Below are 21858 nucleotides of genomic sequence, written 5' to 3' on the forward strand. Positions count from 1 at the left end.
GCTTGCGCAACGTGCAGAACGGAAATTTCGCGGGGCAACGCTAGGCTATCCCTCCTTATAGCAGGTAGATTTATACAAACTCCTGGGAGCTTATATACATAGAGAATAGGCGGAAACCGGGAGCTTGGAAGAGTTTGCGTGCGAGATGCAGAAAGCGGAGCAGGCAGAGTTGACCGGCATTCCGGGGTCAATGGCAGGTTGACCAGGCAATTATCGAGGTGCGGCTTAAACAGGTTTAAGCGCTTACAAGATTGAGGTTAAAAAAAACCGGGACTGAGAAGAAAGAGTCGTTTATCCAGAAAGATTATACCCGTATCATACAATCTATGCTAAAATTTGACAACCCTTATTTTCGTAGATTTAGTAAATTTATTCATAGATTACGGCTCGGAACGCAGGAAGGTTCGGTTAAAAACGAATTTTATCTTTGTTGTTCGGCAAGTTTGGACTACAATATTAGACAGGTCTGTGCATCGCGGATAAAAGATAGAGAAAGAAAGAGGGATAGGATTGCTTAAACGTTTTTTTGCTTATTACCGTCCTTACAGAGGATTGTTTATTCTGGATTTCGGCTGTGCCGTGATCGCGGGGCTACTTGAGCTTGGCTTTCCGCTTGCGGTGAACTTGTTTCTGGACAAACTTCTTCCGAGCGGGGACTGGTCGCTGATCACTTGGGCTTGCATCGCTCTTCTGGCGATTTACTTACTGAACATGGTCCTCAATTACGTCGTCACGTACTGGGGCCACATGCTCGGGGTAAACATCGAAACGGATATGAGGAAGAAACTGTTCGATCATATCCAGAAGCTCTCGTTCCGGTTCTTCGACAATAACAAGACCGGTCACCTCATGACCCGAATTACTAACGATTTGAACGAAATCGGGGAGATTGCCCACCATGGGCCGGAGGATGTTTTCATCGCCATAATGACCTTGATCGGGGCTTTCTTGCTCATGCTTTCGATCCACGCGAAACTGGCGCTGCTTACGTTTATTGTCATTCCTCTGCTTGCCTGGTTTGCCATCTATTTTACCAAAAAAATGACCCATACGTATGAAAGGCTGTTCGGTAATGTAGCCGAATTTAACAGCCGGGTCGAAAACAATATCAGCGGAATCCGCGTAGTTCAGGCATTCGCGAACGAAGAATACGAAAAGAATTTGTTCAAAGGAACCAACCAGCAGTATCGTCAGACGAAACTGCTTGCCTATAAGCTGATGGCGAAAAGCATGTCGATCAGCTACATGATGATGCGCTTCGTTTCGCTTTTCGTTATGCTGTGCGGAACTTATTTCGTCATCCAGGGCGAATTGTCGTACGGCCAGTTTGTCGCGTTCCTGCTCCTGTCCAACGTGTTTTTCCGTCCGATCGAGAAAATCAACGCCGTGCTGGAAAGCTATCCGAAAGGCATTGCCGGGTTTAAAAGGTACATCTCGATTATCGACACGGAACCCGATGTGGCGGACGTCAAGGACGCGGTGAGCGTGGATAAGCTTAAGGGCGACATTGTCTTCGATTCGGTTACATTCGGATACGACGATCAGAAGAATATTCTCGACAAGCTGAGCCTGAACATTCGGGCCGGGGAAACCATTGCCTTTGTAGGGCCGTCCGGCGCGGGCAAAACGACGATCTGCAGTCTGCTTCCCCGGTTCTACGACTGCAAAAGCGGCGCTATCCGCATCGACGGCATGGATGTCCGGGATATGACGCTGGAATCTCTGCGTAACCAGATCGGAATTGTGCAGCAGGATGTGTACTTGTTCGAAGGCACCATCCGGCAAAACATCGCTTACGGAAAGCTGAGAGCGAGCGAGGAAGAAATTTGGGAAGCGGCACGGCAGGCCCAGCTGGAAGAATTTATTCTGAAGCAGCCGGACGGAATGGAGACGATGATCGGCGAAAGAGGCGTCAAGCTGTCCGGAGGACAGAAGCAGCGTCTCGCGATCGCCAGAATCTTCCTGAAAAATCCGCCGATTCTCATTCTCGACGAAGCGACTTCGGCGCTGGATACGGCCACGGAGCTGGCGATTCAGCAATCGCTGACCGAGCTGTCGAAAGGGCGGACGACTCTTGTTATCGCCCACAGGCTCGCCACGATCAAGAACGCCGACCGCATCATCGTCGTAACCGAACGGGGAGTCGCCGAGGAAGGCTCCCACAGGGAGCTTGTCGCGGCCGGAGGCATCTACAGCGGCCTTCACAAAGCGCAGTTCGGCGTCTGACGCGGTCAGTGTGGGCAGCCTTGCGGCAATACATGAAGCAGCCGGGCAGAAGCCCGGCAGGAGTGTGAACGGAACCCTGCCGCAATAGCAAGTATGAGCCGCTTTTTAAGCGGCTTTTTCTTATGGGAGCGGCTTTCCGACAAAGGTAAGAGCATGAACCTTAGCGGTCCATGCTCTTGCCTGCATGCTTATAGAAGCTGTTACCCGTGTCTCTCAGCCGGAAAGAAATGAACCAAAGCAGCAGCGCCAGTCCGGCAAATAGGAACAGCGTAACCGAAAGCTCTTCCAAAGCCAAGCTCCAGCCGATTAGAAGCGAAATGAGCGATCCTCCCAAGCTCGCGGCAGCGATAAAGTAGCTTGTCACCTCATCTACATATCCCCGCTTCACGGAGGCCGCAAATGTAATGGCAACCGGAAACAGGGGAGATGCCGCAATGCCCGTTAGAAAAATGACCCCCAGCGCCAGGATTGCATCATGGAGAAAGGGGAACACGCCTAAAAGTAAAATCAGACACAGAGCGGAAATTTGCAGCATCGGCAGAGGCGGAATCTTCTTTCCTTTAACGGCGAGCACGGTTCGTCCGATAACCATCGAAGCCCAGAATACGGAAACTCCGATCAGGCTGTAGGACTCAAATCCGCCGACAATCATCAGTGAAGGCAAAAAGTTCGCATAGCTGGTCTCGATCCCGGCATAAACGAAGGCGAACAGAATGAGCAGGCTCAAGCTGCGCTTTTCCCCTCTCATCAATCCGCTTTCCGGGAAAAACTTCTCCGTCCCGCTTCCGGCTCCTTCGGGTTGCGGAAACTGCTGTTTCGGCCGGACGACTGATATCACGGACACCCAAGCCGCCAGCAGCACTGCAATTGTACTGAGCAGGGAATACAGAACCAAGGGAACCACGTCTTCGCCGGCCAGCACATGGATAAGGATGGGGAAGAGCAGGGCCCCGAAGCCGAAGAATACCTCCAGCTTCGCCATCCCTGCCTTGCCGTTTTCCCCCTGCGCTATGATTAAAGCCCCTACGGTCGTCTCCAGCGTGCCCGCCCCGTATCCGATCAGGAACCCTGTCAGAGAGAGTAATTCCCATCTGTCGATCCACAGATAGCCCGCCAAGGCGGCCCCGACCATACTCAGTCCGATCGTAATGACGACGAACGGGCCGATTTTCTTGGATAGAACGGGAGAGAAGAGGACACCGATGAGAAACCCGATAAACTGTACGGACAGGATCACTGAGATTTCCTGGGCCCCAATGTCGTAGCGTGCAAAAAAATGAGGTGACAAACTGCCGATGAACACATGAACGACGCCAACCAGAAAATAAAAGGCGCAGCCCATCCAAAGGACGATTCGCATCGTCGGCCTCCAATCTGCGGAAGGCAATCAGGGGATTAGGCCTGCATCACAAGCGTGCCTGAAAGATCCTTCGCGTGTGTTTCGAAGAACAGATTCAGCGTAGCTTGAGAACGGTACCCGTCCGCAAAGCTCGGCAGACCCATTCGGCTTTTCCGGAGAATGGCGTCCACCCATGCCATCTGCTCGATTCGGAATGAATCCGCCCATCCGTGAAACTCGCCTGCCGGGTCCGTCAATAAAGCGGGAGGGAGATCGAAGCTTGCGGACGAAATTCCTTCCGTGATGGTATAGCTCAGTGGATTGCGGGTGTGATAATGGAAATTTTTGCGGTGTCCGATGACTTCGATGCCAAACCCGCATTCCTCGGGAACCGTGCTCTTAGAGGTAACCATATGAATGAACACCTGATTACGGAGCTGTCCCAGAATCTCCGAATAGTCGTCGACCTGGACCTCCCTGTTTTCTTTTTCCTTCACATGAGTGGCCATTTTGACACGGATCGATTCGGGCCGGAAATCCGAACGGAACAGATACCAGATCATGTCGATCAGGTGTATGCCGAGATCGCCCAGGGCGCCGCTAGTTTGCTTGCTGGCTTCGCTGTCTCTCCAAGTGAAGGTTTTTTTTCTCAGAGCGCTGTCTTTCTTAAAGGAGATATTGAACGAAATGATGCCGCCGTGTCCGCCGTTGCGGATGAACTCCATCAAGATATGGACGAATGACAAATACCGGTAGTTGAATCCCAACATGGCGATGGCATGGGCCTTCTCCGTATAGTCCCGCATCACCTGGGCTTCCTCGAGAGTGATGGCCATCGGTTTCTCGCACAGGACATGCTTGCCGGCAGCCAAGGCCTGCAGCGCGTGCTCCTTATGCTTGAAGTTAGGGGAAGCGACAATAATGCCGTCCGAGGAATCCAACAAGTCCTCGTACCTTTCGAAGGCCTGTCCCCCGAAGGTGGACGCTAATCGTTCGCCTGCGGGCTGATGGATATCATGTACGCCTGTCAGGACGGCTTCTTTGACCGTTGACAGTGCTTTGGCATGCGTCATGGCAATATTCCCGGCTCCGATAATACCAATCTTGATCATCTTGATTTCCTCTCCCTTATCCGTGGTTTTTCTCTCTGATCAAACAAAGGGTCTTTGAATCGTCATGCTCCCGCTTGCAGGTGATCTTTCAGTACATGAAGAATGCCTTTCACATAAGCTCCTTCGGAGACCAGGGGATGCAGGCCCTTGGCTTCCTCCGTCGCGTTGTGAACCAAGTAGCCGTGCCGGACGGCCTGGAGCATAAGCAGGTCGTTTCCGCTGTCGCCAAAAGCAAATGCATGCTCGGGTTGAACGCCGTACCGCTCCAACATGAAGCGCACGATCTCCGCCTTGCCGGTCCCGAGCGGAATAAAGTCCACGTCATAACAGTCCTCCGGATCGCCCGCCAGCGGATTGCACCGGTTGATATTGACGTCTACCCGGTACCGGCCGGCCAAATCGCGGATGTGCTTTATCGTATGCAGGTCCGTCAAGGGATCCCTTTGCCTATAGTAAAAATTCCACTTGAAACGGGAGCTGCCCAGCTGGGTCTGAGGGGTCAGGTCCACGTCGTACTCCCGCGACAACTCCCGGACCAGCGTTTTGACCGCTTCTTCGGAGAAACCGCTGCTTTCAAGACGGAGGTCCCACTGCTCATCCCTCGCGCCGTAATGTTCCTGAGTCACATAGGTCAGCTCCGTCCCGAGGTCGCTTGCGATAAAGTGAGGGAAAATCCGGAATTTCCCCCCGCTCATTTTACGCAAAATATCCTCGAGTTTGCTGCCGCTCACCCAGCCGATCATCAATTCTCCCTCGCGGCTCTTCCGTTCAATGAACGCTTCAAGCTCTTCCAGTTCCCTGCGGTGCTGGTCCAGCAGGACGTGCGGGAAATAAGTTTCGTCAAAGTCGCAGAACACAAGGTGCTTTGGCTTCAAGGGATGTTCCAGCCGGATGAAGCTGTCCTTATACTCCGATAACACGTCGCAGTCCCTCCATCAGATGATCTTGTTCTTCCCAGGTCAAATGCGGATACATGGGCAGATGCAGCAGCCGGCTGTGTGTCTGCTCCGTTTGCGGAAGCCGCGCATCCTTATAGCGGGCATTCACGAACGGGGTATTCTGCCTGTGGGACAAAACGGGATAATAGATATCGGTTTCGGCCGAATACTTGTCCATCAGCTCCCGCCGAATCAGGTCCCTGTCTGCGCTCAGGATTTGAATGGGGAAGTGATGCCAGACATGATCATCCGACAATTCGGGCAGCCGGATTTTCTGGCTGTCGGCCAGCGATTGCAGGCCTTGGCGGTACCGGTCGGCAAGAACCGTCCGTTTGAAGTTGTTCAGGGACAAATGTTTCATCCGCTCGATCCCGATGGCGGCCTGCAGGTTATCCATTCGGCTGTTGTATCCGAAGTCCCTTACTTTCCGGTTCTTGACGTTGACCTCAAATCCGTGATAGCTGAACTGCATGCAGCGCTGCGCCGCTTCTTCATCATCGAGAGCTATCGCGCCTCCTTTGCCGCATACCCCCACATTCTTGTACGGGTTGAAGCTCAGAATCAGGGCATCTCCCTCCCGTCCAAGCTCCGTTACGCCAATTGCTTGGCAGGCGTCCTCCACAATCTTCAGGCGGTAGCGGTCCGCGAGCTCACGGAGACTTGCCATATTCGCTTTCTTCCCGTATAAATGCACCGGGAGGATAAATCGGGTTCGGGTCGTAATGGCCGCTTCTGTGCTTGCCGGGTCCAGCGTATAAGTATGCGGATCAATATCCGCATAGACGGGGATACCGCCTACTGCAAGCACGGCATTTTCGGTTGCGGCAAAGCTGTTGGCCGGCATAATAACTTCATCGCCGGGGCGAAGGCCCAAGGCGAGCAGAGCCACCATCGCTGCATCCGTCCCGCTGGAGGTAGCGATGATATATTTTTTTCGCAGGTAGCCTGACAGGATCTCTTCAAAGCGGTTCACGTACGGTCCGCTGGTAAACTGCCCTGTCGGGAGCACGACTCTCATCACCGCCAGAATCGCTTCCACCTCTTCTGCGGAGATCAGCCTGTTCACAGGCAGGAAGTCGACTTTACCGCGGAATTCCGAGAGGGCGGGGAATAGGGAGCGAATCCAAGTATTAATTGTATTTTCTCTCCCTAAAATGTATAATTTTTCTAGTAACTGGGTGTTCACCAAATGGTTTTCAAAGCAATCCGGTTCTACGTCACGACCTGTTTTGATGCGATCCAACAGATGAAGATAGTCCTTGCTTGTTCCCCAATATTTGTTTTTAGTGGTCAGCACGGTTTTTCCTCCGTTTCCCGAATTTATTGATAGTTCCTATCCGCCTTCATCGTAAATTATGAAATCGATGACAGGTCAAGACATTTTTTGGAGGAAAATCCATGCCTACGATACAAGAGATCGCCAAGCTCTGCAAAGTATCGACATCCACGGTGTCGAGGGTCTTGAACAATCATCCGTATGTTTCCGAGAAGATAAGGAGAGATGTGTTACGGGTTATTGAAGAAATGAACTACACGCCGCATTTTTTGGCCAGAGGGCTGCGCACCAACAGCTCCAAATTACTTGCCGTCTCCGTCCCCAAGGCGGACCATCCCTTTTTTGCGGGCCTGATCAAGGGAATATCGCTGCAGGCGCTGGAATTCAATTACAAGGTGTGCGTATTTCAGACCTTCTATTGTAAAGAAAACGAGCTTGAATTGATGAAGCTTCTCCAGAATAGGGAAGTGGACGGGATCATTCTTGGCGCACTGGAGAACTTGTGGGACGATATCGCTCCTTACCTGAAGCGGGGGCCCATCCTCATGTGCAACGAGTTTCATGAAACCGCACCGGTCCCCATTCTGTGCTACAACGAATTCGAATCAGGATATACCGCGGTGCGGCACCTGATCGAAAGAGGATACCGGGACATCGGCTTTTGCTTCGACACGGCCAACAGCGCAGCGCAGAACATGCGGAAGAAGGGGTATTTGGCCGCCCTGTCGGACCACAACCTGCCTTATCGTGAGGAGTGGATCTTTGACGGAGCCTTTTCGATCCTGGACGGCATCCGTATTATGGACCGGATCCACCATCTGCCGGAGAAGAAACCGACCGCGCTTTTCTCGGGCAGCGACCAGGTTGCGGCAGGGTTGATCAAACAGGCTGTGAATCTCGGATATAGCGTGCCGGGTGACTTGGCCGTGATCGGATACGACAATCAGCCGATCTGCAGAGTAACGACGCCGACCATTACGAGCATCGACATTCCGGTAGAACAGTTGGGACGACAAGCCGTTACCAGGCTCCTTGCCTGCTTGACGGAGGAACTCCCGTTGAAGCGCGAGGTCACTCTGTTCCCGACAGCCTTGGTGGTACGGGAGTCGACATGAGGGGAGCTAAGATTTATAGGATGAAAGATGCTCACCCAAGGGGAGTATGTTATTTCTTGCCGTGTGGAAGAAGACGATAGTGAGTCTGTTGATTCAGTAGAAGTAGGGCCCACTGTCTACCGCTTCCATAACCTTCATTTTCAAATCCTTATTAAATGAATAGATTGTTATTCAACCGCGCGATAGTAAAACAAATACAAGGGAGAATGAGGAATCATGAAGCGTTTTTCCCAAATGGCCCTATTAATGGTAGTCCTTCTTTTATTGTCCGTAACAACGGCGTTCGCTCAAACATCCAAGGTTGATGTCGGCAGCGGATTGGATCTTCTTATCGACGTCCAAGGAACATCTGTCCCTGGTAAACCAACTGTGGTATTCGATTCCGGCGCCGGTGATGACCATACTGTATGGCAAACGGCTTATGTACAACAACAAATCGCTCAAAGCACATTGACCGTTTCCTATGACCGTGCCGGTCGTGGTCAATCTGATGATGACGCTAATATTGCCAAGGACGCTGTGACAAAAGCAGCTCAACTTCACGCCTTACTTCATAACGCAAATATTCCCGGCCCGTACCTGTTTGTGAGCCATTCCATTTCCGGCGTGTTTGCTCGTACCTTCGCTGCTCTATATCCCGGCGAAGCAGCTGGTATTATCTTTGTTGATTCCACTCACGAAGATGTAGTTCAAGAATACGGAGAAGATTTTATCCGCGGCGACCTTGAGTACTCGGACGAGTTTGCATGGACCGACTGGTTGACAATTGATCAACAAATTCGTCAATTGCATGCACAAGATGCACTTCGTAACACACCGATCACGGTTCTTTCCGCTAACTGCCACGGTGTCTGCAATGAGCAAAACCCAGGCAGCTTGTTCGACGAAACCAAATGGGCTTCCTTGCAAAACAAAATTGCAGCCCTATCCAACGATGTTGTTCACACAACCGTTGACTCTGGCCATTATATTCAATTGAATAAGCCGCAAGCGGTAATCAGCGCTATCCATGCGATGTTTACACGTATCAATTAGCAATAACCGCCGAGAAGGTATAGATACTTTTATCTATACCTTTTTATCTTCTATACATTATTATCGTGGGAGAGTGATGATATGAGTGGGAATAGTTTAGTTAGAAAAGCAATGAAAGCAACGTCGAGGAGTCAGGTTTAAAATTCTTGCCATTGATTTCGACGCGATTCCAACCGGCGACACAAGAATCTCCTCTGCCCGGGTTGGTTTTCTATATAGAAGCGCTGGAGTTACAAAACTCCAAAGCTACAAGGTCTGCCCGGCATCTGCCGTCAAAATCTGCCCCGTAACCGCCTCCTGTTCCAGAAGGGAGCAGATAATTTGGGCGATGTCTTCGGGGGTCGCAATCCGCTGGAGCGGAAGCTTGCCGATGAGGGCGTTCATCGTTTCTTCGCGGCCTTTCCACCAGCGTGTCGCTACCGCGCCCGGCGCGACGCAGTTCACGCGGATCTCCGGCGCAAGCGCTTGGGCCAGGGATTTGGTCAGCCCGTGGACGGCTGCCTTCGACACGGCGTAAGGGATGGAGGAGCCGAGACCCGTAAGTCCGGCTATGCTGCCGACGTTGACGATGGCGCCGCTTTTGTTCTTTTTCATCCGGGGAGCGGCGGCTTTGGCGCAGGTAAACATGCCTTTGACATTGACCGCATAAAGTTCATCCCAAACTTCCTCCGTGGCCGCATCCAAATCGCTCATCGGGATATGCCGGGTGACGCTGGCATTGTTGACAAGCAGGTCGATGCTCCCGAACCGGGCGGCAATCAGTTCCGCAAGCTCCCTGACTTCGCTTTCCCGGGTCACATCCGCTTTAAAAGCGGCGGCACGCCCGCCTTCTTCGGCAATCATCCGCACGGTGGATTCCGCATCCTCTCCGGATTGCGAGTAGCTGATGGCGACGATGGCGCCCCGCCTGGCCAGTTCAAGACTGGTCGCCCTGCCGATGCCGGTACCCCCGCCTGTTACCCAGGCGACTTTATTTTGCATGAACATGTACGATCACTCCTTCAAGGAATTCAATTTAGGTTTTCTGTATCCAGTTTAAAGGAAAAGAGTGATTTCATATACTTGAATGTTTTGAAGGAATCGTTCAAAATAATTGAATGAAGTGAAGGGAGGAACGCCGGTTGGATTTCAAAACGTTAAAGTCCTTTCAAAAAATCGTCGAACACGAAAACTTTGCCCGTGCGGCCGAAGAATTGGCTTATTCCCCATCAACTGTCACTACCCAGATTCAGAAGCTGGAAAGCGATTTGGGTGTGCTCTTGTTCGAACGCGGCAAAAAAATTGCCTTAACCGAAGCGGGCCGCCTCTTTTATGAACAAAGCATTCCGATCCTGCAAAGCATGGAACAGCTGCAAAAAACGCTGGGTGATCTTGCGTCGGGCGAGGCGGGGCATGTAAGGGTCGGCGTTACGGAGCCGACGGCCAGTCATCAGTTTCCCGGACTGATCCGCCGTTTTACGGATGTGTACCCGAACATTCGAATCTCCGTTGAGATTGCCGGAACGTCTGTATTGACGGATAAAATCCTTAAAGGCGAGCTGGACTTCGGCCTAGGCTCGTTCCCGGATTCGGCCGCTCAGCTCCATTTCGAGCCTCTGTTTACGGAAGAGTTTCTCCTGCTTGTGCCTCAAGATCACACGCTGGCCCGGGCGGAATCGGACTCGGTGACGCTGGGTCAGCTTCGCGAAACCCGTCTGCTTATTACGGCACAGTCGTGTCCTTACCGCAGAAAGCTGGAGACGGCGCTCCGAGAAGAGGGAAGCTTTCCGCCGGATACGATGGAGATCGGCAGCATGTCCGCGCTGAAACATTATGTCGCCGAAGGCCTCGGCGCAGCGCTTGTTCCGAGGATGGTGCTCGATCCCTTGCCGGAAGGCACGTTAGCGTTTCCCATGGAGGGGAGCGGAATTAACATGACGTGCGGTCTGATTTGCAGATCGGCTGATCTGCCGTTAAAGCGAGCGGGAAAGAACTTGTATGACTTTCTGCTGCACGAGTTCACCCGTCAAAAGGGATGATGCTCCTGTTCATTCCGGCTTGCCTTCTATAATTCGCCAAAGCAAAAAAACACCGACGCGCGGTGTTTTTTTGTTTATTTAGTTCCTTCGGGAGGTTTATACGAGGGGCCGGAATCGCCATAAATTAACCATTATCTTGGAAATTAACGAAAAGTTCATTCCCTGAAAAAGCTCCTTTAATCTTGTCACGTTAAGATGGAAGAAGAAGAGAATTAACCTTTGTATAATTATTGTTTCCGTATGTTGTTCCAGACTAAGCAGGCCGACTGGAAAATATAATTGACAGAATTGTACAAATTTACAAAAAACCTCTTGATTGTTATATCCGAGTTAACCTATACTATTAATTGGATAGGAGATCCACATGATATAAAAATATACAAATCATGAAACTGGAGGGATGAAAGATGTACACGGAAATTGCTGAAAGCAAATTGAACCAATTGAAGGAAAGCGGCCAATATCGCGAGTTTGTCACCATTAACCGGCTGCGGACAAAATACCCTATGGCTCTTGTCGATAACCAGGGAGATCACCCGGTGGTCGTATGGTGCAGCAATGATTATCTCGGTATGTCTCAACATCCAGTTGTTATCGAAGCGATGCACAAGGCGATAGAATTGTACGGAGCCGGCTCCGGCGGTTCCCGAAATATCGGAGGTTCCCACCACTATTACGCGGAGCTGGAAGCTTCGCTGGCGGAATGGCACGGCAAAGAAGCGGCTCTCGTATTCCCGACGGGCTACGGCTCCAACGACGCCACGCTCCAGTGCCTGGCGCGCATTTTTCCCGACAGCATCATTTTCTCGGACGCTTTGAATCATGCTTCCATCATTAACGGAATTGTCAGCTCCAAAACGGAAAAAGCCGTTTTCCGGCACAACGACGTGCAGCATCTGGAAGAACTGCTGGCCGCCCAGCCGGCCGACCGGGCCAAAATCATCGTGTTCGAATCGGTGTACTCGATGGACGGGGATATCGCGCCGATCCGTGAAATCGTGCGGTTAGCGAAAAAATACAAAGCCCTCACGTTCCTAGACGAGGTACATGCCATCGGGATGTACGGACCGCGCGGCGCGGGAATCGCGGCCCAGCTCGGCGTAGCGGACTCCATCGATTTTATCCAGGGAACGATGGCCAAGGGCATCGGGATTATCGGAGGCTACATAACGGGTTCGGCACCGCTGATCGACAGCGTGCGATCCTTCGCCTCGGGCTTCATTTTCACAACGTCCCTGCCTCCGGCCGTAGTAGCGGCCTGCTACGCCAGTGTGGAGCATTTGAAGCGTTCGAATGCGGAGCGCGGCGCACTTCACGCCAAGACGGCCCTGCTGCGCAATGCGCTGGCCGAGGCTGGCATTCCGGTGATGGAATCCAGCGAGACGCATATTCTTCCCGTTCTGGTCGGGGAGGCGAAAAAATGCAAGCTGGCTGCGCGCAGACTGCTGGAGAAGCATCATGTTTACCTGCAGCCGATCAACTCGCCGACAGTGCCGGTCGGTACGGAGCGGTTCCGGGTGAATGTGACTCCGAATCATACGGAAGAGCACATCTACGAACTCGTAAACGCCTTAACCGAAGTGTTCGAGTATTTCGATATCAAAACGCTGGCTTTGAAAGCCTGACCCGATCTTCCGGTTGAAAGGTCGGTTTCGTCAGCCTGCCAACAGAAGAAACGGGAGTGAATCGGCATGAATACGAGTCTGACCCTGCGGATAAGAAGGGCTTCGTTGGAAGATATAGGCGAGCTTGTGGAGCTCCGTAAAATTTTGCTCAGCCGGGGCGAGGGGCATTATGTCTCCCGCTCCGCCGAAGAAGACCTCGCCTGGCAGTCGGAGTACCGGAATTGGCTCCGAGCCAATCTGAAGGGAAACGACCGCATACTCGTGGCGGCGGGGAGCCTGGACGACGAAGAACGAATTTGCGCCTGCGCCATCGGCATTATAGACGACCGGGCGCCGATGAAAGGCTGCCTGAACGGTAAAGTCGGCTGGATTCAGACCGTGGTCGTTCATCCGGACAAGCGGCGCCACGGACTGGGCGAAGGGATTATGAATTATGTTTTATCCTGGTTCCGTGCCAACGAAGTAGGAAAGGTAACGCTCCAGACGACCCCCTCCGCCAAGCGGCTGTATGAGAATTTGGGTTTTTCGGAATCGGGGGAAGATCTTCTGATCAAAGAATTTTAATGATTCCCGGGAGGACGCGCATGAACGTACTAATTATCGGACTGGGCTATGCGGGAACCCGCTTCTCGCAAGCCTTCTCCAATCTGGACCCGGCGGTGACGGGAAATGAACCCGTTGAGATCGCATATGTGAACCGCAGCCCGAAATCGAACGGCTACCGGTATTTTTCCGACATAGAGACGGCACTGAAAAAATTCGAGCCTGCCGTAGTCGTCGTAAGCGTAAACGACGAATATCATATCGAGGTAATCAAACAGCTCCGGGGCTACCGGGGATTCGTTATTTGCGAGAAACCTCTGGTGCATCCTCAGGACGATCTCGATGAGGTGGAGGCAAGCTTGAAGCACACCTCGGGATTCGCTCTGGACCTAGTGGAGCGGTACTCGGATGCCTCGATCACGCTGAAGCAGTATGTGAAGGATCATAATTTGCGTCTCGTACGCGCCAACTTTTACTGGGGAAAGGACCGGATTAACGACCACAGGCCGACAAGCGGGGTGATCAGCGAAATTATTCATCCGCTCGATCTCGTGCAGTGGGTGAGCGGCGGAGATGCGGAGCTGGAATTGAAGGATCTACAGGGCATCCGCTCCGATTTCTCCATTTCCGGAACGGCCGTGCTGGACAGTGCGGCAATAACCGCAAATCTGGCGGGAGCCGTCGTGACGGGCTACAGCAGCTTCGTCAATATTCTCCGCAAGCGGGAGGTCGATCTCGTCTTCGCCTCGCCGGCGAATAAGCTGATTTTCGCGACGATGATTTTTGACACGCCGGTCTGGGATATCGATTATTTGCGGATCTGGGAAAAAACGAATACCGGAGAACGCGTCATCGTGGATCTCAAGACGGAAATCGACGAAAGCCGTCCGGAGCTGAACACGATCCGCAAGTTAATCCGGCTCGTCGGCGATGCTGCGGGGTTTGCCGCTTCAGGGGCGGAGCCTTCCCAGCCTTTCGCGGATTTGCCAAGTTCCCTGAAGCTCCAGAAGCTGCTCAATACGATCGACGCGGACGCGAGGACAATCGGCCCTGTACAGTATGTCGTCGGCTCCGAACGGGAGTTTTTCAATGATGAAACGAACTGGGAACGCCTCGGCTGAGCTTCCGGGTCTACCATCGAACAAGATAAGCGAGGGAGATTTCCATGCAAAAAGTTTTACTGCTTACCATCGGCATGTTCGCTTTGGGCTTTGACGCCTACGTGGTGGCGGGTCTGCTTCCCGCAATCGGATCGGAATTCGCCATTAACGCATCGCAGTCCGGTCAGGCCGTAAGCGTGTTTACGCTCTGCTATGCACTGGCGGCGCCGGTATTCGCCACGATACTGGCCGGCAAGCCGGTAAGGCGCATACTCCTGCTGGCGCTCGTCGTGTTCACGCTGGCCAATGCGGGAACGGCTCTTGCGCCGACCTATACGCTTCTGCTGCTCTCCCGCGCGATTGCCGGGATCGGAGCGGGCCTGTATTCGCCGCTGGCGGCGGCGGCAGCGGCGGCCCTCGTTTCCAGTGAGAAACGGGGGAGAGCGCTCGGCATGACGCTGGGCGGAATGAGCATGGGGACCGTCATCGGGGTCCCCGTAGGGCTGCTCATTGCCGAACAGATCGGCTGGCGTGGAACGCTCTGGGCCGTAACGGCACTCGGCGTCATCGCGATAATCGGCATTACCGCTTGGTTTCCGAACTTTCCGGCTGCGGCTCCGCCGTCCCTGCGTCAGCGTCTTGCCATGATGACGAACGGACGCGTTGCCTCGACTGTCGGCATCACATTTATTACGAGTGTCGCCAGTCTTGGGCTGTACACGTACGTGGCGTCCGTCCTGCAGGATCTGGCTGACATCCAGGCTATCACGCCGTACTTGTGGGCGTGGGGAATCGGCGGAGTCATCGGCAGCTTTTCCATCGGGACGCTCATTGACCGTACGGGACGTCCCGGGCTGCTGATGACCGTAATTCTGGCGCTGATGGCGCTGGCAGTCTTCGTCCTTCCGGTCGGGATTCACTACACGCTTGCCGCTTTCGTGGCCTTCGTCGTGTGGGGGGCGACCGGCTGGGCTTCACAGGCTCCGCAGCAGCATGTGCTCCTCGTCCTTCAGCCTGAACACGGACCGGCCGCCGTGGCGCTGAACAGCTCCGCGAATTATCTCGGCAGCGCGGTAGGCTCCGCCCTTGGCGGCGCGGTTCTGCTCGCGGGGCTGGCACCCGGCCAGCTGCCGATCGCGGCGGGCGCGCTGATTGCGGCGGCGCTGCTCGGGCAGATCTGGATCGTCTCGCGCAGCCAGGGCTTTGCCAAAGCCGGCCGGGAAGAGAAGATCCAGTCTTGAGCGGGATCGCGTGAGCGCGAATGCAAAAAGACCTTTCAGCCGCTCAGCGGCATGAAAGGTCTTTTTGTCGTCCGCGCCAGTCGTCCGCGCCAGTCGTCCGCGCCAGTCGTCCGCGCCAGTCGTCCGCGCCAGTCGTCCGCGCCAGTCGTTCGCTCTAGCCGCCGGCGTACTCGCTCCGGACGATCCGGACGTTCTCGTCGTGGCAGCCGTCCGTAAAGGCGGAGCGGTAAGCGTGCGCGTCCCGGAGCGCCAGCAGAGCGTCGCCGTCGTCAGCCTGAACGGCCCCGATCAGGCTTGCGAGGTACCGGTCCGCGAGCTCCAGCCGGCGCTGCATTTCGCGGACGTCTCCGGTCGCCTGCCCGTGTCCGGGGACAAGCAGCTCCAAGTTATGGGCGCCGTAAATGCGCCGGACAGTGTCCAATGTCCGCTCATATGCTTTGGCGCTGTCATAAATGAAGGGCAGCTCGAAGTCCGACAAATAATCTCCGGCGATCAGTATGCCTAACGGCTCGACCACGGTCATCAGCCCGTCAGCCGTATGACCGGGTGCGAGATAGAAAGTCAGGCGGGTTTCTCCGAGCTGGAACACCTGCCCGTTTCCGGCCGCTGCGATATCAACATGCGGGAACTCTACGGGATAGCCTCGGTCGATATAGTGGCCGGCATCGAACGAAGTGATGAGGGCCAGCTTTTTATCTTTATCCGGGTGGCTCAGCAGTCCTTCGCTTCCGATCGTGACAGCCCCCGGGAACGCCTTATATCCGATAATATGGTCGAAATCGCCGTGGGTAAACAGCACGTAAACCGGCCTTTCGCCCCGCACGGCTTCGACATGCTGCCGGATTTCTTCGATCTCCCGAGGCAGCCAATTCGGATCCGCGATCAAGACGAGATCATCTGTCACGATTACGGTCGAGGTTGTTTGGTATATCGCGCTTTGAAAGACAGTTACATGTCCGCTCTGGTATTGGATCATACGTTTCATAATCTCCTTGCTCCATGGACGATTTGCGCCCGGCATTTAAGAGAAATTGTAGCACCCAAAGACGGAGAAAGAAACCGGGCGGGCTTATCTTTTGAAAGAAACCTTTTATTCACCGGCGGATGAAAAAAGATACCGCTTACCAGAGAAATGAGTTATGCTAGAAGCATGACGAACTTTCTCAACGAATGGAAAACCCAACTGCTCGAATACAGCCGGAACATTCGTCTTTTTTTCGTGTTTATTTTCGTGTGGAATACGGGTCTCGGCATGTTCGGGCTCGTGTACAATTTGTACGTCCGCGCTCTTGGCTACGATCAGACGATGGTTGGACAGTTGGTCGGGATGACGGCCATAGCATCCGCAATCATATTAATCCCGGCGGGAATAATGAACGATAGATTCGGGCCCAAGCGGATCGTATCCGCCGGTCTCTTTTTTGTGCTGCTGGCACTGACGGCCCGCTCTCTTTTCGAATTCAAAAACGCCCTGCTCGTCACTTCGTTTCTCGGCGGAATGTCGCAGGCGGTCGTATCGGCTACGATTATTCCTTTTATGGCCAACAATTCGACGCCCCGGCAGCGGGTTCACTTGTTCAGCTTCAACATGGCGCTAAGTATGTTCGCGAGCGTGGCGGGAAATATGCTGGGCGGCGTTTTGACGGACATGTTCCAGTTTGCCTTCGGCATCTCGGAAGTGCTCAGCTTGAGAACGACTTTGCTGATCGGCGTCGGGACGATGGCGCTCGGACTCATTCCCGTGCTCTTGTATACATCGGAAGCTTCCGGAGAAAAAGACGAAAGGGAGGATAAAAGGGCCGGTCCTAAACCCGGCTGGCGGCAAACGGCATCCAGGCATAAATCTTCGCTGCAGATTATCGGGCTGTTTGCGTTTCTGAGTCTGCTGTCATCGACGGCGGGCGGGATGATCGTGCCTTATTTGAACGTGTATTTCGAGGACAGGTTCGATGCCTCCAAAACGATGATCGGCTTCATCGTGTCGCTGGGTCAAGGGGCGACCGCGCTTGCTTTTCTGCTCGGTCCCGCCATTGCGCGCAAAATCGGCGAAGCGAGAGCGGTCGTCCTGCTCCAGTTGAGCTCGATTCCTTTTCTGCTGATTACGGCGTACTCGTCTAATTTTACACTGGCCAGCGTAGGATACTTGTTCAGACAGGCGCTTATGAATGCGGCGAATCCTTTTTACAGCACGATCAAAATGAAGTATGTCGACCGATCGATGCGGGGACTTGCGTCCAGCTCCGGGGAAGCGATGTTCAATCTGGGCTGGTTTCTGGCCTCTCCGGTCAGCATGGGACTTGTGGCGACGTACGGTTCTTACTACGGCTACGCCTACGCTTTCAGCATTACGGCCGTCGTTTATACCGTGATTTGTATTCTGTTTCACGTGTTCTTCGGCAAAGAACGCTTCAAGCCGGTGGAGGAAGCCGAGCAGGCAGCCGGGTAACAGCCGATTTGATCGGGATGCTTCCGAATGGAAGTGTCCCGTTTTTTATTTACACGTCTCGATTGCCAAGGATTGACAGAAATAAGAGGGATCGCTATAATCATAACATACTAATATTATCGGTTTAATCAGATATCGACCAGGTCACTGGAGATACGGTCTTTCCCGGAGGGAAGCTGTGTCTCCTTTTTTTGTGGGGCAAAATAAGCCCGCACCGGGAGAGGCGGCAGAGTGCGACTTAAACTTAATGAAATGGAGAGGACTTATGATTTCATCCAGACGTAATTTTCACAAGGCAGTTTTGACTGCACTTATTCTCGTGATCGTGTCCGGCTGCGGGGGAAACGCGGGGAATACCGGCAGCGCAATCCCTCCGGCCTCTGAAAACGGAGCAGCCGGGCAGCCGTCCGCCGTTCAAGGCGGCACGTTTACTTACGCGCTCGCCGGATCGCCGTCGGGACTCGATCCGAATGTGGTGCCCGCCGCACTCGATTACCGGGTTATGCGCTCCATTTACGACAGTCTTGTCGTCCAGCTGCCCGACCAGTCCATCAAACCGTGGCTTGCCGAGGAATGGACGGTTTCACCCGACGGAAAAGAGTATACGTTCAAGCTGCGCAAGGACGTTAAGTTCCATGACGGAACGCCCTTTAATGCGGCAGCCGTTAAAGCGAATTTCGACCGGATCGTGAATCCGGCTACGAAATCCCGGTTTGCCGTTACCCTGCTGGGTCCTTATGAATCGTCCGATGTGGTCGATGAATACACCGTAAAGGTGCGGCTGAAATCGCCTTACAGCGCGTTTCTGAGTTCGCTCAGCCAAGCTTTTCTAGGAATCGTTTCACCGGTGGCCGCAGAGAAATACAAGGACCAGCTTACCAAAAACCCCGTGGGCACCGGCCCTTTTAAATTCGTGAGCTGGACCGAAAATTCGGCCGTGACGCTGCAGCGCAATCCCGACTACAAATGGGCGCCGGAACTGGCGACCAATAAGGGCGCACCTTACATAGACAAGCTTGTATTCAAAATTATTCCCGAAGAAGCGACACGTATCGGAAGCGTACAAAGCGGGCAGGTTTCGGCCGGAGAGACGGTGCCTCCCCAAAATTTCGTCACTCTCAAGCAGGACCCGAACGTGCAGCTTTTCCAGGCGGAGTCTACGGGTATTCCCTACACGCTGATGCTCAATCAGGATCATGCGCCCTGGAACGAGCTGGAGGCCCGCAAGGCCGTCCAGTTGTCAATCGACTTCGATGCCATCGTCAAAACGCTGTATCTGGGCGCGTATACGCGAGCCTGGTCTCCGCTGACTCCGTCCGTGCTTGGCTATAATCCCTCCTTGGAAGGGGCGCTCAAACCCGATCCGAACGAAGCGGGCCGCCTGCTTGACGGACTGGGCTGGATCAAGGGGGCGGACGGAATCCGTGAGAAAAACGGCAAGAAGCTGACCATCCATTATATCGACGCGTCGCCGAACAGGGAGAAGCGCAACGACATTGCGGCAATGATCCAACAGCAGCTGAAAAAAGCCGGAATCGCCGTGGAAGTGGAAATTTTGGCCGATACGACGACAGCTCTTATGGTCAAGGGGACGAATGATCTGGTCGGCGTCAGTAATGTTTCGGGCGACCCGGACATTTTGCGGAGCTTTTTTCACACGAATGCCATTCCGAAAGACGGGAAGTGGGGGCACAACCACACCCACAAATCCGATCCCAAGCTGGACGCCTGGCTGGAAGAAGGGCTTAGAGAGCAGGACCCCAAGAAGCGGGCGGAGATTTACAAGCAGGTTCAATCGTATCTGATCCAAAATGCATACGGATTCCCCGTGTACGTATTTCCATATACCGTCGCAGCCGGGAAAAACGTGAGCGGACTTAAATTCGATTCGCTGGGATATCCGTTGTTTTACGATGTAAGCCTGAAAAAATCGTGACGGGAGGAAGCCGGGTTGATTTACGCCATCGCAAGAAGACTGGTCTCTTCGCTGCTTGTCATAGGAGGCGCTTCGGTTCTCGTCTTCTTTATTCTGTACCTGCTCCCGGGAGATCCGGTGGTGATGATGCTTGCCGGGACGTCCGCTTCTGCGGAGACGGCAGCGAATCTGCGGCATCAGCTGGGCTTGGATCAGCCCGTGATCCGGCAATTTCTCGTCTATGCGGAAAATTTGCTGCGGGGGGATTTCGGGAAATCTCTCGTTAACGACGACCCGGTGCTCCCCAAAATTTTGGAGCAGTTTCCCGCAACGGCGCTGCTTACCGCAGCGGGTACTTTCCTGGCGGTTGTGACGGGAATCTGGCTCGGCGTGCTTTCGGCGGTTCACCGCAACAGCTTCATTGATTTCCTGGCCCGCATCGTGTCGCTGTTCGGAATTTCCATGCCGACCTTCTGGTCGGGCATCCTTCTGATCCTCGTTTTCTCCGTCCGGTTGAACTGGTTTCCGGCCGTAGGTTCGGAAGGGTGGGAGTCGCTTGTTCTGCCGGCGGCTGCGCTTGGACTTGTGGGATCGGGTTTTATCGTGCGCATGGTACGGAGTTCCATGCTTGAGGTTATGAACGAACCGTTTATTACAACTCTGCGTTCCAAAGGGCTTAGCGAAAGAGTCGTCATGTACCGGCATGCGCTGCGCAGCGCCCTCATTCCGGCTCTTACCATGATCGGTATCCAGATCGGAGAACTCATGGCCGGGGCCGTCGTGATCGAAACGGTCTTTTCCAGACAGGGAATCGGCAGGCTGCTGGCGGGAGCTATCTTGTCCAAAGATCTTCCGGTCGTACAAGGCGTCGTTTTCTTTACCGCAATCGTGTATGTCCTTGTAAATGTGCTGGTGGACTTGTCCTATGCTTTCATCGATCCCAGAGTGAGAAGGGCCGTCTGATGCTGGCGACCGTTAAAGAGACGCGTGAAAAAGGGGGGGAGCGGTATGAAAACTGCAGCAGAAGTAAACTACATGCCGGAACAGCTCACCCGGGAGCGGAGCCGGGAACCGAAACAAAGACGGAGAATGCCGGGTTTTTTGCGCCAAGGGGATCTTCCGTATTATGCGGCGCTCTTAATCGTCTCGGCGATTGCGCTCTGTGCAGTCGTTCCGCAATGGCTGGCGCCTTATCCGCCGGCGGAAATGAATGCGAATGCCCTGCTCCAGAAGCCGGGCGCCGCCCACTGGTTCGGGACGGATTACTATGGAAGGGATATGCTCAGCCTTCTCATATACGGGGCCAGAGATTCACTTCTGATCGGCGCAGGTTCCGTTCTCATCGGAGGGGCCGCAGGCATGCTGATCGGCAGTCTGGCCGGTTACATCGGAGGCTTCGCGGACGGAATGCTCATGCGGATCATTGACGTGCTCATGGCCATACCGGGCTTGCTGCTGTCACTGGCCATTGCGGCCGCCTTGGGGCCGAGTCTGCTCAACATTGTGCTGGCCGTCAGCGTGTCGCTGGTGCCCAAATTTGCCCGGGTTGTCCGCAGTCAGGTGATCAGCATCAAAAGCCGTCCCTACATCGCTGCATCCCGGTCGATCGGCGCGGGCGGAGGTCATATTTTCGTGAAGCATGTGCTTCCTCACGTCTTTTCTCCGCTGCTCGTCATGGCGACGATAGGAATCGGATCGTCCATTCTGGTCGGCTCTGCGCTTAGTTTCTTGGGGCTGGGTGTGCTTAAGGAGATTCCGGACTGGGGAACGCTTCTTTCACAGGGCAGAGGTTATTTGACCGTCGCCTGGTGGAATGCGACTTTTCCGGGACTCGCGATCACACTCTTGGTGCTGGCCGTCAATCTGGTGGGAGACCGCTGGAGGGATGCCCTCGACCCCAAACGGCATGCAAAATGAACGGGAGAAAAA

At 53.9% G+C, this 21858-nt stretch carries 17 protein-coding genes and 1 pseudogene; 12 read left to right on the top strand and 6 right to left on the bottom strand.

Translation table 11 applies throughout. The features are described 5' to 3' along the window. Nucleotides 1-510: 510 nt before the first annotated feature. Nucleotides 511-2226, top strand: a complete 1716-nt coding sequence (locus tag ABH899_RS11310) for an ABC transporter ATP-binding protein (RefSeq protein WP_369996186.1) — start codon at nucleotides 511-513, stop codon at nucleotides 2224-2226. Nucleotides 2227-2386: 160 nt separating this feature from the next. Here ABH899_RS11310 and ABH899_RS11315 read toward each other — a convergent pair whose 3' ends face one another. From ABH899_RS11315 to ABH899_RS11330, 4 genes are all read right to left on the bottom strand, one after another. Further along, on the bottom strand, nucleotides 2387-3586 hold the full coding sequence (locus ABH899_RS11315; protein ID WP_369996188.1) for an MFS transporter: 1200 nt from the start codon (nucleotides 3584-3586) through the stop codon (nucleotides 2387-2389). 35 nt (nucleotides 3587-3621) lie between these two features. Next, complete coding sequence (locus tag ABH899_RS11320) at nucleotides 3622-4677, bottom strand: Gfo/Idh/MocA family protein (protein ID WP_369996189.1); 1056 nt, start codon at nucleotides 4675-4677, stop codon at nucleotides 3622-3624. A 62-nt stretch (nucleotides 4678-4739) separates the two neighbouring features. After that, a complete protein-coding gene (locus ABH899_RS11325) occupies nucleotides 4740-5597 on the bottom strand; it encodes an HAD-IIB family hydrolase (RefSeq protein ID WP_369996191.1) in 858 nt (285 codons plus the stop codon). Further along, nucleotides 5581-6909 (bottom strand): DegT/DnrJ/EryC1/StrS family aminotransferase, encoded by a 1329-nt coding sequence (locus ABH899_RS11330; RefSeq protein WP_369996495.1) that lies wholly within the window; start codon nucleotides 6907-6909, stop codon nucleotides 5581-5583. Before ABH899_RS11330 ends, ABH899_RS11325 begins: the two co-directional genes overlap by 17 nt. 104 nt (nucleotides 6910-7013) lie before the next feature. On the opposite strand from ABH899_RS11330, the gene ABH899_RS11335 reads away from it, so the two are divergent. Beyond that, the gene (locus tag ABH899_RS11335) at nucleotides 7014-8006 is read left to right on the top strand and encodes a LacI family DNA-binding transcriptional regulator (RefSeq protein WP_369996192.1); all 993 of its coding nucleotides are present in this window, start codon (nucleotides 7014-7016) and stop codon (nucleotides 8004-8006) included. Between the two features lie 216 nt (nucleotides 8007-8222). Continuing rightward, the gene (locus ABH899_RS11340; protein WP_369996193.1) at nucleotides 8223-9041 is read left to right on the top strand and encodes an alpha/beta fold hydrolase; all 819 of its coding nucleotides are present in this window, start codon (nucleotides 8223-8225) and stop codon (nucleotides 9039-9041) included. Between the two features lie 246 nt (nucleotides 9042-9287). On the opposite strand, the gene ABH899_RS11345 is transcribed toward ABH899_RS11340, so the two are convergent. After that, on the bottom strand, nucleotides 9288-10028 hold the full coding sequence (locus ABH899_RS11345) for an SDR family NAD(P)-dependent oxidoreductase (RefSeq protein ID WP_369996195.1): 741 nt from the start codon (nucleotides 10026-10028) through the stop codon (nucleotides 9288-9290). Nucleotides 10029-10162: 134 nt separating this feature from the next. Between ABH899_RS11345 and ABH899_RS11350 the strand changes: the two genes are divergently transcribed. The 5 genes and pseudogenes from ABH899_RS11350 to ABH899_RS11370 all read left to right on the top strand — a co-directional run bounded on the left by ABH899_RS11350 (nucleotide 10163) and on the right by ABH899_RS11370 (nucleotide 15568). After that, the gene (locus ABH899_RS11350) at nucleotides 10163-11059 is read left to right on the top strand and encodes a LysR family transcriptional regulator (RefSeq protein ID WP_369996196.1); all 897 of its coding nucleotides are present in this window, start codon (nucleotides 10163-10165) and stop codon (nucleotides 11057-11059) included. Nucleotides 11060-11466: 407 nt separating this feature from the next. Next, nucleotides 11467-12684 (top strand): 5-aminolevulinate synthase, encoded by a 1218-nt coding sequence (gene hemA, locus ABH899_RS11355; protein WP_369996198.1) that lies wholly within the window; start codon nucleotides 11467-11469, stop codon nucleotides 12682-12684. 66 nt (nucleotides 12685-12750) lie between these two features. Then, nucleotides 12751-13248 carry a GNAT family N-acetyltransferase gene (locus ABH899_RS11360; RefSeq protein ID WP_369996199.1) on the top strand — a complete coding sequence of 166 codons (498 nt, stop codon included), beginning with the start codon at nucleotides 12751-12753 and terminating at the stop codon, nucleotides 13246-13248. 20 nt (nucleotides 13249-13268) lie between these two features. Then, nucleotides 13269-13580 (top strand): annotated as a pseudogene (locus tag ABH899_RS11365) (Gfo/Idh/MocA family oxidoreductase); the annotation flags it as partial. Nucleotides 13581-14392: 812 nt separating this feature from the next. Continuing rightward, nucleotides 14393-15568 carry an MFS transporter gene (locus tag ABH899_RS11370; RefSeq protein WP_369996201.1) on the top strand — a complete coding sequence of 392 codons (1176 nt, stop codon included), beginning with the start codon at nucleotides 14393-14395 and terminating at the stop codon, nucleotides 15566-15568. A gap of 154 nt (nucleotides 15569-15722) precedes the next feature. On the opposite strand, the gene ABH899_RS11375 is transcribed toward ABH899_RS11370, so the two are convergent. Further along, the gene (locus tag ABH899_RS11375; protein WP_369996202.1) at nucleotides 15723-16544 is read right to left on the bottom strand and encodes an MBL fold metallo-hydrolase; all 822 of its coding nucleotides are present in this window, start codon (nucleotides 16542-16544) and stop codon (nucleotides 15723-15725) included. Between the two features lie 174 nt (nucleotides 16545-16718). On the opposite strand from ABH899_RS11375, the gene ABH899_RS11380 reads away from it, so the two are divergent. The 4 genes from ABH899_RS11380 (at nucleotide 16719) to ABH899_RS11395 (ending at nucleotide 21846) form a co-directional block, all read left to right on the top strand. After that, nucleotides 16719-18014, top strand: coding sequence for an MFS transporter (locus ABH899_RS11380; RefSeq protein ID WP_218230216.1), 1296 nt, complete (start codon nucleotides 16719-16721; stop codon nucleotides 18012-18014). Between the two features lie 265 nt (nucleotides 18015-18279). Continuing rightward, nucleotides 18280-19950, top strand: a complete 1671-nt coding sequence (locus ABH899_RS11385) for an ABC transporter substrate-binding protein (RefSeq protein ID WP_369996203.1) — start codon at nucleotides 18280-18282, stop codon at nucleotides 19948-19950. 15 nt (nucleotides 19951-19965) lie between these two features. Continuing rightward, nucleotides 19966-20892 carry an ABC transporter permease gene (locus tag ABH899_RS11390; RefSeq protein ID WP_369996204.1) on the top strand — a complete coding sequence of 309 codons (927 nt, stop codon included), beginning with the start codon at nucleotides 19966-19968 and terminating at the stop codon, nucleotides 20890-20892. 45 nt (nucleotides 20893-20937) lie between these two features. After that, a complete protein-coding gene (locus ABH899_RS11395) occupies nucleotides 20938-21846 on the top strand; it encodes an ABC transporter permease (protein WP_369996205.1) in 909 nt (302 codons plus the stop codon). The last annotated feature ends 12 nt before the right edge of the window (nucleotides 21847-21858 follow it).

Origin of the sequence: Paenibacillus sp. RC84, from assembly GCF_041260495.1 — a bacterium.
Taxonomy (GTDB): domain Bacteria; phylum Bacillota; class Bacilli; order Paenibacillales; family NBRC-103111; genus Paenibacillus_F.